Source organism: Serratia sp. LSHTC3 (assembly GCF_057197125.1).
Genome location: NZ_JBXUNP010000004.1, coordinates 286,881 through 300,288, shown reverse-complemented (window position 1 = coordinate 300,288; position 13,408 = coordinate 286,881). Strand labels below are relative to the sequence as shown.

The following is a 13,408-nucleotide window of genomic DNA, read 5'->3' as shown; positions in this document are numbered from 1 at the left end:
GGGCCGCTTACGGCGCCCGCAGCATTTCCAGGAAGGCCTGCACCACCGGCGTGACGCTGTCGGCGCGATACACCGCGTATAAATCCGCCGGCGGCGCCTGTTGCAGCGAGCAAAAGCGTACGCCGGGCCACGGGATGCGGCCGTAGCTGTCCGGCAGCAGCGTGATGCCGCAGCCTTCCGCCACCAGCGCCAGCAGAGTTTGCGGTTCATTGACCTGATAAGCGACGTCCGGCAGAAATCCCTGCTGCAGACACAGATTGTGCAGATACAGCCCCAGGCTGGCCTCATGCGGCGGCAGCACGATGAAGCTGTCGTTCTGCAGCGCCGCCAGCGGGATATTTTCCTGCTGCGCCAGCGGATGATCGAGCGGCAACACCACGGCGATGCTCTCGCTTGCCAACCGTTGGCAGGTTAACCCCGGCAGCGTCTGCTGCTGCGCCTCTCGCCAGACCCCGATGTCGATATGCCGCTTTTGCAGCGCGGCGATTTGCTGGCTGGGCGTCAGCTCGTTCAACGACCAGGTGACGCCGGCGCTCCGCTCGCTGAACCGCCGCAGCGCCGCGATCAGGCCGCCCCAGGCCGAAGTGCCGACCATGCCGACCACCATGTGGCCGCCTTCGCCACGCCCCATCTGTTGCACCTGATGCAACGCGCTGTCGGCCTGATCCAGCAGCCGCTCGACGTTGCGCAGCAGCGTGCGGCCGGCCGGCGTCAGCGTCATGGAGCGGGTGGTGCGTTTGAACAGCACGACGCCAAGCTGGCTCTCTAGCTCCTTGATGTGCTTGCTGAGCGGCGGCTGTGACATATTCAGCCGCCGCGCTGCCTGGGTGAAGTTCATCTCTTCAGCCACCACGCGGAAATAGTGCAGCAGGCGGAAGTTAATCCGGCCGGGATCGGGCAGGGCTTGGGGCGGGTTCATCCGGGGTATCGCCTCCTTGTGACGCAGCTCAACTTATAGGTAAATGGAATAAATCGGCCGCCAAGAATGTATTGGTCTCGGCCGCGCCTCGCTCTCTACTATGGGGCTTATTATCCCCCGCTGAAAGAGAGAATACGATGTTTAATCAAGAAGATGCTTTTACCTGCGCCGATGTCGTCCGCGCACGCCTGCCGGGTTTCCAGCCGAAAGCGGCCTTGATTCTCGGCTCCGGGCTCGGCGCTCTGGCGGAGGTGATGACCGAAACCGTCACCCTCGATTACGCGGAGCTGCCGGGCTTCCCGGTGAGCGGCGTCGCCGGACACGCCGGGCAACTGGTCGCCGGCAAGCTGGAGGGCGTGCCGGTATTGTGCATGAAAGGGCGCGGTCATTTCTATGAAGGGCGTGGCATGCAGGTGATGACCACCGCGGTGCGCACCTTCAAACTGCTGGGTTGCGAATTCCTGCTGGCGACCAATGCCGCCGGTTCGCTGCGCCGTTCGGTGGCGCCGGGCAGCCTGGTGGCCATTACCGATCACATCAATTTCATGCCGGAATCACCGCTGGTCGGCGCCAACGACGATCGCTTCGGGCCGCGCTTCTTCAGCCTGGCGAACGCCTACGATCGCGATCTGCGCGCCCGGCTGGCGGCGGTGGCCGAAAGCGCGGGCATCCCGCTGGCGGAAGGGGTATTCGCCGCCTACACCGGGCCGAACTTCGAAACGCCGGCGGAGATCCGCATGATGCAGACCCTGGGCTGCGACGTAGTGGGGATGTCGATCGTGCCGGAGGTCCTGACGGCGCGCCACTGTGGCCTCAAGGTGCTGGTGGTGTCCGCGATGACCAACTACGCCGAAGGGCTGTCGGATACGCCTCTTTCTCACGAACAAACGCTCAGCTGCGCGGCGCTGGCGGCGGACGATTTCATGCGCCTGATCCGCGAGCTGTTCAAAACGCTGTAACACCGCAAGCAAACCGGCGGCGGGCTGCAGGGGGCCCGCCGCATCAATCATCGTTGAAAGCATAATAACAAGGTGATGGCGATGGCGATAAAAACACGATTGAAGGTAATGATTTTCCTGCAGTTCTTTATCTGGGGCGCCTGGCTGGTGACGCTGGGCTCCTACATGATCAACACGCTGCATTTCAGCGGCATGCAGGTGGGGATGGTTTACAGCGCCAAAGGCATTGCGGCGCTGATCATGCCGGGCCTGGCGGGCATCATCGCCGACCGTTGGATGAAGGCCAACTACCTGTATGCGCTTTGCCACCTGCTCGGGGCGCTGGCGCTGTACTGCGCAGCGCAGGTCGAGCAACCGATGCTGATGTTCTGGGTGATGCTGTTCAATGCCATGGTCTATATGCCGACCATCGCGCTCTCCAACGCCATTTCCTATTTTTGCCTGGAGAAACACGGCTTTGACACGGTGAGGGACTTTCCGCCGGTGCGGGTGTACGGCACCGTGGGGTTCATTCTGGCGATGTGGTTGGTCGGTTTCAGCCGCATCGAGCTCAGCAACCTGCAGTTGTATCTGGCATCTGCGGCCTCGCTGCTGCTGTCCGCCTACTCGCTGACGCTGCCGCGCTGCCCGACCAACCGCGCGGCCGAGTCGAAGAGCTGGGTGAGCGTGTTGGGGCTGGATGCGCTGGTGTTGTTCCGCCAGCGGCGCATGGCGCTGTTTTTCCTGTTCGCCATGTTGCTTGGCGCTGCGCTGCAGATAACCAATACCTTCGGCAACCCGTTCCTGCACGATCTGTCGCTCAATCCGCTGTATCAGGACAGCCTCAGCGTCCGGTATCCGGCGGTGCTGCTGTCGCTCTCGCAGATCTCTGAAGTGTTCTTTATCCTCACCATACCCTTCTTCCTGCGCCGTTACGGCATCAAGCAGGTGATGCTGATCAGCATGGCGGCCTGGACGCTGCGCTTTCTATTCCTGGCGTACGGCACGCCGGTCGGCTTTGGTTTCGTGCTGCTGTTGCTGTCGATGATTGTCTACGGCTGTGCGTTCGACTTCTTTAATATCTCCGGCGCCATCTTCGTCGAGAAGGAGGCCGATCACCGCATCCGCGCCAGCGCGCAGGGGCTGTTCATGACCATGGTAAACGGTTTGGGCGCCTATCTGGGGGCGCTCGCCAGCGGTGAGGTGGTGGACTTCTTCAGCCATGACGGCGTGAAAGACTGGCAGAGCATCTGGCTGGTGTTTGCGCTGTATACGCTGGTGCTGGGGATTGTGTTCGCGTTGAGCTTCAACTATCGCCACCTGCCGCAGGAGAACGCGGCGGCGGCGCAGTGAGGCAGAGGGCGCGGCTTTGCTGCGCCCTGAAACGTCAGGCCTGCGGGAAGCGCTGCTGCAGCTGCTGCTGGTCCGGCGGATTGGCGGCCCCGAGGCTGGCCACCACGCAAGCGGCGACCCGGTTGGCCAGATCGACCGCCTGCGGCAGCGGCCAGCCGGCGGACAGGCCCGCCAGCAAACCGGCGCAGTGGGCATCGCCCGCGCCGATGGTGTCAACGACCTCTACCGGATAGGCCGGAACGTGCAGCGGCGGCGTACGGCCGTCGCAGATCCATGCGCCGTCGCGATCCAGGCGGCAAATCAGCGTCAGATTACGCGCGGCGGCATAGCGCTGTGCGGCCTCCACGGCGTCGCCGGCGCCGCACAGCGTGGCCACTTCGTCGCGGTTAAGCGTCAGCAGGGTGTGGCTGTCGCTGAGCATGGCGAAGAAATCTTCGCTGAGCTGGGCGATGCGCGGGCCGGGATCGATCAGGCGCGGTTGGTCGAACGGCATGCGCGTCAGCCACTCGCGCAGCGCTTCGCCGTTTTCGCCCGCCAGCTCGTAGCCGCTGGCGTAGATCAGCGTGTGTTCCGTCAGCGGCAGGGTCGCCAGCTGCGCTTTATTCCATTGGCTTTCGCAACCGGAAACCGTGATAAAGGTGCGTTCGCCGTCCGGTTCCACCAGCGCCAGGCACCAGCCGTTGTCCATCTGGCCGTGGCGCAACAGCACCTCCAGCCCCAGTTCGCCCATGGCGGCTTCGATCGCCGCGCCCCATTCGCCGTTGCCGACCGGCATACCGTTGATCACCGGCACTTCAAGGCGCGTCAGCGCGCGCGCTACGTTGAACGCGCAGCCGCCGATTTGCCGCGCCTGCGGCTGGGCTTCGATATCTTCGCCGCTGGTCGGCAGGCGGGGCAGCGTCATCACCAGATCGCCGACCGCGCCCCCCATCACCAGGACAGGTGTTACAGCTTCCCACTCATTCATTGATGTTCTCTGCGTTGGGTCAGGTACAGACCGTAAGCGATCAGACTAACCGCAAACGACACAAACAGCCCCAGGCTGGAGTCGGCGAACAAGCCTTTGGCCAGCGGGCCGTCGATAAAACCGGTTTTGGTGACCAGCAGGCCGCACAGGGCGCCGAGGAACCAGCAGAACAGCGGGGCTTTGCGCACGCCGCGGTTCTGGCCATGCAGGCCGTACAAAGCGTTGCCATCATACCCGTGGCGGCGGCGCAGGCACAGGTAATCGAGCAGGAAAATCGCCTCCCAGGCCGCCAGGAACACCCCGCAGAACACCAGGAAGGAGATGAACGGCCCCATGAAATCCCCGGAGATGAACAGGACATACAGGGCGATGCCCAGCACCACTACGGCGTCGATCGATACCGCCAGCCACTGTTTGACCTGCACGCCGATGGTCAGCAGGTTAAGGCTGGCGGAATACAGGCTGAGCACCGCGATGGTGACGATGCCGGCGGTGGCGGCCAGCAGATAAGGGATGGCCATCCAGGCGGGCAGCACGGAGCCTATCAGCGCGATGGGGTTGGCGGCGCTGGCCAGATCGGGGAGCTGCACGGAAAGCAGAATACCGGCCAGCATCAGCAGCATTAGCGGCAAACAGGCACCGCCCATCACCGCGGCGAAAATGCCTTTGCTCGACGAGCTCGGGCTTTGATAGCGGCTGTAATCGGCGCCGGCGATTGCCCAGCTGATGCCGGTGCCGGCGGCGATCACCGATACCGCCGGCAGGAAACCGGTCAGCCAGCTGCCGGATGGCAGCGCCAGCACCTGGCTCCACTCGGTATTGAACAGGATATAGAGCACCACGATCAGCGTCATGGTGCCGAAGATGCGGCTGAACCAGCTTTGCATCCAGACCACGGTATTTTGCCCCAGCAGGCTGACGACGACAGTGAGCCCGCCGAACAGCAGCAGGCTGAGCGCGGTCAGCAGGTGGCTGGTTCCCAGTCCGAAGGCCTCGAACAGCGCCGCCAGCGTCAGGGTGCCGGTGATCACGTTGACCGCTTCCCAGCCCATTAGGTTGATCCAACTGAACAGGGTGGGCGCCACGTTGCCCTTCAGCCCGAAAATCACCCGCGAGAGCGTCAGCGTAGAGGTGCGCCCACGCTTGCCGGCGAAGCTGGTGAGGCCGACCAGCACGAAGCTGGCGACGCCGACCAGCGCGGCGAGTACCGATTGCAGAAAGGATAAGCCGAAGCCGACGATGATGGCGCCGTACACCACGCCGAGAATACCGATATTGGCCGCAGACCAGATCCAAAACAGCTCGATGGGCTTACCGGTCTGTTCCGCGTCCGGCACCCGGTCGATACCGGTGCTTTCTACCTTCCATGCTTCATTGCGATTGATATCGGTCATAGCAAATGATCCCTGTTGCGCAGGGCCGCGAGGGCCGCCGCAGTTGACTGAAAATCGATTCCGTTGGCGCGGTTGAGGCCGGCTATCCCGTTGTCGGTGAGGACGCCGATTCCGCGCAGTGTGTAGCGGCTGATGCCGCCGGGTCTGTCAAAATGAGGGCGGTATCCGCCTTATCGGGTGAGGCACGTCGGCCGCACGGCGCCAATGAGTGTAGTCAAAGAGTGGGTCTGCAGCGGGGTTTGGCGAAGCGGGAACCTTTCTATTTGCCGACATCGATCCGGTTCGCCCACCGCGCGGGGATCCTGTGATGCGGCGATGAGCAGTGAGCAAGCTATCCATTAGCTACGTTGCTTATTCTCGGCCGTTTGTGCTGACAGTATAGGCCCGCTACCGACCATCAAGGGTATCCTTTAGGGCTGGCAGCGGGTTTTTTATTGTTTTTAAAGTGGGTCCCTGGTGTTGGTGCGATTGATGTATCAACATCAATAAGCACAGATTACGCGCGATCTAGATTCAATGAAAGTCCATTAGGCAAAAATTGTGATGCCACTCTGAAAACATTAGCGATATTTTAGTTAAGGTGAGGGGCTTATCGCTGGATCGGCGATAGGATAAAAACGAAATCCAGACAAATGGCATAGGTAAGAGGGCGGGCGAATGACGGATTTTATGGCCTGGCTGCGTGGCCATCTGGCCCAGGGGGCGGTAGCGCCGCGTTATATTCAGCTGGCGACGGCGATAGAAACCGCGATCAGGCAGCAGGTGTTGGCGGCGGAGGCATTTCTGCCGCCGGAACGGCAGATGGCGGAAGGTTTGGCGCTGTCGCGTGTCACCGTCAGCAAGGCGATGAAGCTGCTGGAGGAGAAGGGGCTGATTTCGCGGCAGCAGGGCGTTGGCACCCGCGTGGCGATGCGCATCGGCTATTCCCTCGATAAGGACAGCGGGTTTACCGCTCAGGCGCTGCGTCATGGCAGCCGCGTCAGCAATCGATGGCTGCTGCGCACCCGAGTCGGCGCGCCGGCCAAGGCCGCGGCGGCGTTGGGGCTGGCGGAGGGGGATGAAGTTATCAAACTGCGGCGGTTACGCTTGCTGAACGGCAGCCCGGTCTCGCTGGAAACCACCTATATACCACCGCGCTTCTTGCCCGAACCGGCGCAGCTGGAACACTCGCTGTATGCGTTATGGCAATCGCGCGGCATCGTGCCGGAGGATAAACACTTTCTGTTGAAGGCAGTGTCCTGCAGCGACGAGGTCGCCGAACTGCTCAACGTGCCGTGCGGCGCGCCGTTGTTGCACATCATCCAAACCAGCCGCAACGCTCAGGGTGAGGCGCTGGAGTTCAGCGATATCTTGTGCCGCAGCGACGTTTATGAATTCGAAGTGAACGGTTAGCGAAATAACCATGCTCTTTTTGCCACTAGTGCGTATAATCGCCGCCCGGCGATTAATTAACCTGTAAAAAGAGCAGCAGAATGAGCACCACCAGCCTGATCCAACCCGATCGTGAACTGTTTTCCTATAAGCCTTATTGGGCCGAATGTTTTGGCACCGCGCCGTTTTTACCGATGTCGCGGGCAGAGATGGATCAACTGGGCTGGGACAGCTGCGACGTGATCATCATCAGCGGCGACGCCTACGTCGATCACCCAAGCTTCGGCATGGCGATCATCGGCCGCATGCTGGAAGCGCAAGGCTTTCGCGTCGGCATCATCGCGCAGCCGGACTGGAGCAATAAAGAAGATTTCATGCGGTTGGGGAAACCGAACCTGTTCTTCGGCATCACCGCCGGCAACATGGACTCGATGATCAACCGCTACACCGCCGATCGCAAACTGCGCCACGACGATGCCTATACCGCCGGCAACGTCGGCGGCAAGCGCCCGGATCGCGCTACCCTGGTCTACAGCCAGCGCTGCAAAGAAGCCTATAAAGACGTGCCGATCGTGCTGGGCGGCATTGAAGCCAGTCTGCGTCGCATCGCCCACTACGATTACTGGTCTGATACCGTGCGCCGCTCGGTGCTGGTGGACTCCAAAGCCGACATGCTGATCTACGGCAACGGCGAGCGTCCGCTGGTGGAAGTGGCGCACCGTCTGGCCGCCGGTGAGAAGATCGGCGATATCCACGATATCCGCAATACTGCGGTGATGCGCAAAGAAGCGCTACCGGGCTGGAGCGGCGTGGATTCCACCCGCCTCGACAAGCCGGGCCGCATCGAACCTATCCCGAACCCGTACGGCGAGGATCTGCCGTGCGCCGACGGCGCCAAGCCGAAAGAGCCGGAAGCCAAGCCTGTCACGGTGCGCGCCGCCAAACCGAAGCCGTGGGAGAAGACCTACGTGCTGCTGCCGTCCTTCGAGAAAGTGAAGGGCGACAAGGTGCTGTATGCGCACACCTCGCGCATTTTGCACCATGAAACCAACCCAGGCTGCGCCCGCGCGCTGATGCAGAAACACGGTGACCGTTATGTGTGGATCAACCCGCCGGCGATCCCGCTGACCACGCCGGAGATGGACAGCGTCTTCGCCCTGCCTTATCAACGCGTACCGCACCCGTCCTACGGCCAGGATCGCATTCCGGCCTATGACATGATCCGTTTCTCGGTGAACATCATGCGCGGCTGCTACGGCGGCTGTTCGTTCTGTTCGATCACCGAGCATGAAGGGCGCATCATCCAGAGCCGTTCGGAGGATTCGATCGTTCGCGAAATCGAAGAGATCCGTGACAAGGTGCCGGGCTTTACCGGCGTGATCTCCGATCTGGGCGGCCCGACCGCCAACATGTATATGCTGCGTTGCACCAACCCGCGCGCTGAGCAGACCTGCCGCCGCGCCTCGTGCGTGTATCCGGAGATCTGCACCTATATGGATACCAACCACGAGCCGACCATCAAGCTGTACCGCCGCGCGCGTTCTCTGGAGGGCATCAAGAAGATCCTGATCGCTTCCGGGGTACGTTACGATCTGGCGGTGGAAGATCCGCGCTATATCAAGGAACTGGCGACCCACCACGTTGGCGGCTACCTGAAGATCGCGCCGGAGCACACCGAAGAAGGCCCGTTGTCGAAGATGATGAAACCGGGCATGGGCAGTTACGATCGCTTCAAGCAGCTGTTTGATCACTATTCGAAGCTGGCGGGCAAAGAGCAGTACCTGATCCCATACTTTATCTCGTCGCACCCGGGCACCCGTGATGAAGACATGGTGAACCTGGCGCTGTGGCTGAAGAAGAACCGTTTCCGCCTCGATCAGGTGCAGAACTTCTATCCTTCGCCGATGGCCAACTCCACCACCATGTATTACAGCGGCAAAAACCCGCTGAGCAAGGTGGGGTACAAGAGCGAAGATGTGGTGGTGCCGCGCGGCGATCGCCAGCGCCGCCTGCATAAGGCGCTGCTGCGTTACCACGATCCGGCCAACTGGGCGCTGATCCGCGCCGCGCTGGAAGAGATGGGCCTGAAGCACCTGATCGGCAGCCGCCGCGATTGTCTGGTGCCGGCTCCGAGCATCGACGAGCAGCGCGAAGCGAAACGGCTGCAGCGCCATACCCGGCCGGCGCTGACCAAACATACCGATATCAATCGGCAGCGCACGCCATCCAACCGGCCGCCGCGCAAACCGATTCGCAAAGCCAAGCCGTAACGGCCGCACCGCGTGCGTAAACAAAAAGGAGAACCCCCGGGTTCTCCTTTTTACTTTTGAGCGTCACAGCTGCTCGTAGGCGGCTTCCACTTTCATCAAATGGCGCGGCGCCTGCGGCGCGGGATGGTATTTGCGCACGTGCCAGTTAAAGGCCTCCGGCGACAGGTTGTTGATCATCGCGATGGCCTGCTGACGGTTGCTGGAGAAGGTGCGCAGCAGCGCGCCGGTGCCGTTGACGTAGGCGATGATGGTGGCGTAGCGCAGCGTGACGGGATTGGCGATCCCTTTAAGCTGTTGTTTTTGCAAGGTGGCCAGATAGGCGGCGCCGAGATCGATATTGGTGTCGGGATCCCGCAGGTCATCGTCGTCCGGGCAGCCGCGTTTGCCTTTGTAGCGATAGGCATCGCAGCCGGCGGTATCGGCTTTCAGCTGCATCAGGCCGATCGCATTGGATCTGCTCACTGCGGAAGGGTTGAAGCCGGACTCCACCTGGATCATGGCGGTGATCAGCTTGGCGTCCACGCCGTATTCGCTGGCGGCGTCTTTAATGGCGCTGTCGAAGGCGTGGCGATCGTAGCTGACGCGCTGTTTCTTGCCGGCGCAACCCGCCAGCACCAGCATGATGCAAAGCATGCCCAGCCGTGACCCGTGTGAGAAAGAAAATTTCATGGTGCTCCGTGCTTGTCTGTTTTTTTAACGGCGTGAACCGGCGGCTGGAGCCTCCGGCGTCGTCATCATAACGTCAGGCGGCGCAAGGGAGCAATGTGCGGGAAGGAAAAGCCCCCTCCGGCCGGAGAGGGCTTGAGGGGGTTACAGGGTATCCGGATCAGGCCCCAGGCGGTTGCCGACGTCCAGCTTGGCGATCTCGCCCAGCTCGTCCTTATCGAGTTTGAAATCAAATACCTCGAAGTTTTCGCGGATACGCGACGGCGTGACTGATTTCGGGATGACGATAAGACCGCTGTCCAAGTGCCAGCGCACCACAATCTGCGCCGGGGTTTTCTCGTATTTCTCGGCCAGCGCCTTGATCAGCGGCTGGTCGAACACCCCTTCACCGCCTTGCGCCAGCGGGCTCCAGGATTCGGTGGCGATGTGATGGGTAGCGTTCCAGGCGCGCAGCTGGCGCTGTTGCAGCAGCGGGTGCAGTTCGATCTGATTGACCACCGGCGCTACGTTGGTTTCATCCAGCAGGCGCTGCAGGTGCGGCGTATGGAAGTTGCATACGCCGATGCTTTTCACCAGGCCTTGCTCGCGCAGTTTGATCAGCTCGCGCCAGGCGGAGACGTATTGATCCTGCTGCGGGCGCGGCCAGTGGATCAGATACAGATCCACATAGTCCAGCTTGAGTTTTTCCAGGCTGGTTTCCAGCGCCGCCAGCGGATCGCCCTGATCGTCGTTCCACAGCTTGGTGGTGATGAACAGGTCGCTGCGCGGCAGCGAGCTGGACTGCAGCGCGGCGCCGACGCCTTCCTCGTTCTTGTAGATCGCGGCGGTGTCGATGGAGCGGTAACCGATCTCCAGCGCTTTGCTCACCGCGCGGGTGGTCTCTTCAATACTCGCCTGCCAAACGCCGAGACCCAACTGCGGCATCAGATTACCATCGTGGAGTTTGATGATGGGTTGTTGCGTTGTCATGCGCATCTCCTTGTGTACGGATTGCGGCGCCTGCGGCGCCGAAACGGCTATAGATAAATTCTAGTTGGCAAAATGGGCGGTTGCCGGGTTTGCCAGCCTAATTTCAGCGGTGGCGGGAGGGCTATTTTTTCCCGCTCTCCCTGCGAATGAGCGGTAAGACGAGTGGTGCGAAACGATCGGCGGCGCTGAAGCGCCCGACTGCGCCCGGTGATCGGCCGGGCGCAGGATGCGGCGAAAATGGCTGGCGGAGACTAAAGCCTAGCAAAAAATCGCCGTTTTGCGATTAACGCGCCGCTTCATAAATGCGGCGGCTGACGTCCAGGGTGATGTCCTGATGCTCCCCCAGGGCGGTCATGCCGTGCTGATGGAGCTTGTCGAGCAGCGCCGGAATGCTGCTGCCGTCGAGCTGATAATCCGCCATGCGGGTCGGCACGCCCATCTGCTCGAAGAAGGCGCGGGTGGCGGCGATGGCGCCGTCGATGCGGCTGTCTTCGCTGCCTTCGCGCAGGCCCCAGACGCGGTCAGCATACTGCAGCAGTTTTTCGCGCTTCTGCGCTTTCTTCTCGTGCAGCAGCGCCGGCAGCACGATGGCCAGCGTTTGCGCGTGGTCGAGATCGTGCATGGCGGTCAGCTCATGGCCCAGCATGTGGGTCGCCCAGTCCTGCGGCACGCCGGCGCCGATCAGGCCGTTCAGCGCCATGGTGGCGCTCCACATCACGTTGGCGCGCACCGCATAGTTCTCCGGCTCGGCCAGCGCGCGCGGGCCGTCTTCCAGCAGGGTCAACAGCAGGCCTTCGGCGAAGCGATCCTGCACCTTGGCGTCGACCGGATAGGTCAGATACTGCTCCAGGGTGTGCACGAAGGCGTCGACCACGCCGTTGGCGATCTGGCGCGGCGGCAGCGAGTAGGTTACCACCGGATCCAGCACGGCGAAGCGCGGCTGCACCAGCGGTGAGAAGAAGTGCTGCTTGTCGCCGCTGCTTTTGCGGGTGATCACCGCGCCGCTGTTGGACTCGGAGCCGGTGGCCGGCAGCGTCAGCACGCAGCCCATCGGCACCGCGTCGGCGATGTGGCTGCCGACGGTCTGCAGAATGTGCCAGGCGTCGCTGCTGGCGGTATAACGGGCGGCGGCGGCGATGAACTTGGTGCCGTCAACCACCGAACCGCCGCCGACCGCCAGCAGGAAATCGATGTTTTCCGCTTTCACCACCTCGACCGCTTTCATCAGCGTTTCGTAGGTCGGGTTCGGCTCGATGCCGGAGAACTCCCGCACGTCGCGGCCGGCCAGCGCGCTATGCACCTGATCCAGCACGCCGTTTTTCTTCACGCTGCCGCCACCGTAGGTGATCAGGATGCGCGCGTCCGCCGGGATTTGGCTGGCCACTTCGGCAATTTGCTCCTTGCCGAACAGGATTTTGGTTGGGGTATGCAAAATGAAGTTGTGCATGGTTGATTTCTCTCTTTCTGTCAGGCGGGCGCCAAAGCGGCGCAAAGGTGTCTGGCCCGTATTGTCAGGAACCGGGCGGCAACGCACAATGCACATTCCTGTTTGGTTCTTGCCTATTCCTACAAGTCACTGTAGAAATGGCGAGTTTTAAATTATGATTTATGCCGAATCGTTCTGACTGTAAGAGGGTGTTTCCGTGATTGAAATCGATGCGCTGCGCAGCCGCATGGCGCGCCAGTCGATGGCTATCGCCAGCGGCAACGGCTACACGCCGTCGCCGGTGCCGCGGGTGAAGATTTTGTATGTCGATCGCCACAGCCCGCGTCAGCCGGTGATGTATGAACCGGGGATCGTCATCGTTTTTCAGGGGCACAAGGTCGGTTATTGCGGCAATAAGAAGTTCCAATACGATCCGCGCAACTACCTGCTGATGACGGTGCCGCTGCCGTTTGAATGCGAAACCTTCGCCAGCCCGGAACTGCCGCTGGTTGGGTTGGCGGTCAATATCGATACCCAAATGCTGCAGGACTTGCTGATCGACATCGGCGATGACGACTACCTGATGCAACCGCGGGCGGAGAGCAACGGGGTGAACCTGGCGGAAATGACGGAAGAGTTGCTGTGCGCCACCGAGCGTCTGCTGGACGTGATGGCCAATCCGCTCGACGCCCGGGTGCTTGGGCCGCAGATCGTACGGGAGATTCTCTATTATGTGCTGCGCGGCGCCTGCGGCGCGTCGCTGCAGGAGTTGGTCAATCGGCATACCCACTTCAGCCAGATCGCCAAGGCACTGCGGCGTATCGAACATCAGTATGCCGACAGCATCAACGTCGAGCAGTTGGCCAGCGAGGTCAACATGAGCGTCTCGGCGTTCCATCACAACTTCAAGGCGGTGACCAACACTTCGCCGCTGCAGTACGTGAAGTCGTACCGGCTGCATAAGGCGCGCCTGTTGATGGTGCATGACGGTCTGAAGGCCAGCACGGCGGCGATCCGCGTCGGCTACGAAAGCGCGTCGCAGTTCAGCCGCGAGTTCAAACGGCTGTTCGGCATGACGCCGAGCGATGAAGTCGCCCGGCTGCGCGAGGCCAACCCGCTGCTGCTGGAGGGCTGA

11 protein-coding genes are annotated in these 13,408 nt (G+C 61.7%); 5 read left to right on the top strand and 6 right to left on the bottom strand.

Annotation, left to right across the window (positions count from 1 at the left end):
* Positions 1-7: 7 nt before the first annotated feature.
* Positions 8-919 carry a LysR family transcriptional regulator gene (locus AC2CGI_RS17030; RefSeq protein WP_049278926.1) on the bottom strand — a complete coding sequence of 304 codons (912 nt, stop codon included), beginning with the start codon at positions 917-919 and terminating at the stop codon, positions 8-10.
* A 137-nt stretch (positions 920-1,056) separates the two neighbouring features.
* Here AC2CGI_RS17030 and xapA point away from each other — a divergent pair, with 137 nt between their 5' ends.
* Positions 1,057-1,878: a xanthosine phosphorylase gene (gene xapA / locus AC2CGI_RS17025; RefSeq protein WP_004937273.1), complete on the top strand. Its 822-nt coding sequence runs from the start codon at positions 1,057-1,059 to the stop codon at positions 1,876-1,878.
* 81 nt (positions 1,879-1,959) lie between these two features.
* Entirely contained in the window at positions 1,960-3,210 is a 1,251-nt protein-coding gene (locus AC2CGI_RS17020) for a nucleoside permease (protein ID WP_015379077.1), read from the top strand.
* 34 nt (positions 3,211-3,244) lie between these two features.
* On the opposite strand, the gene AC2CGI_RS17015 is transcribed toward AC2CGI_RS17020, so the two are convergent.
* Together AC2CGI_RS17015 and AC2CGI_RS17010 are read right to left on the bottom strand one after the other, a co-directional pair.
* Positions 3,245-4,177, bottom strand: coding sequence for a PfkB family carbohydrate kinase (locus tag AC2CGI_RS17015; RefSeq protein ID WP_033632069.1), 933 nt, complete (start codon positions 4,175-4,177; stop codon positions 3,245-3,247).
* A complete protein-coding gene (locus AC2CGI_RS17010; RefSeq protein WP_004937281.1) occupies positions 4,174-5,571 on the bottom strand; it encodes a purine-cytosine permease family protein in 1,398 nt (465 codons plus the stop codon). Before AC2CGI_RS17010 ends, AC2CGI_RS17015 begins: the two co-directional genes overlap by 4 nt.
* A gap of 657 nt (positions 5,572-6,228) precedes the next feature.
* Between AC2CGI_RS17010 and AC2CGI_RS17005 the strand changes: the two genes are divergently transcribed.
* Positions 6,229-6,963: a GntR family transcriptional regulator gene (locus AC2CGI_RS17005; protein ID WP_004937283.1), complete on the top strand. Its 735-nt coding sequence runs from the start codon at positions 6,229-6,231 to the stop codon at positions 6,961-6,963.
* An 80-nt stretch (positions 6,964-7,043) separates the two neighbouring features.
* Entirely contained in the window at positions 7,044-9,212 is a 2,169-nt protein-coding gene (locus AC2CGI_RS17000) for a YgiQ family radical SAM protein (RefSeq protein WP_004937285.1), read from the top strand.
* Between the two features lie 63 nt (positions 9,213-9,275).
* Here AC2CGI_RS17000 and AC2CGI_RS16995 read toward each other — a convergent pair whose 3' ends face one another.
* The 3 genes from AC2CGI_RS16995 to yqhD all read right to left on the bottom strand — a co-directional run bounded on the left by AC2CGI_RS16995 (position 9,276) and on the right by yqhD (position 12,294).
* Entirely contained in the window at positions 9,276-9,881 is a 606-nt protein-coding gene (locus AC2CGI_RS16995; RefSeq protein ID WP_004937286.1) for a transglycosylase SLT domain-containing protein, read from the bottom strand.
* A gap of 141 nt (positions 9,882-10,022) precedes the next feature.
* The gene (gene dkgA / locus AC2CGI_RS16990) at positions 10,023-10,847 is read right to left on the bottom strand and encodes a 2,5-didehydrogluconate reductase DkgA (RefSeq protein ID WP_004937289.1); all 825 of its coding nucleotides are present in this window, start codon (positions 10,845-10,847) and stop codon (positions 10,023-10,025) included.
* A gap of 283 nt (positions 10,848-11,130) precedes the next feature.
* Positions 11,131-12,294: an alcohol dehydrogenase gene (gene yqhD / locus AC2CGI_RS16985; RefSeq protein ID WP_015379073.1), complete on the bottom strand. Its 1,164-nt coding sequence runs from the start codon at positions 12,292-12,294 to the stop codon at positions 11,131-11,133.
* Between the two features lie 226 nt (positions 12,295-12,520).
* Between yqhD and AC2CGI_RS16980 the strand changes: the two genes are divergently transcribed.
* Complete coding sequence (locus AC2CGI_RS16980) at positions 12,521-13,408, top strand: AraC family transcriptional regulator (protein ID WP_370456137.1); 888 nt, start codon at positions 12,521-12,523, stop codon at positions 13,406-13,408.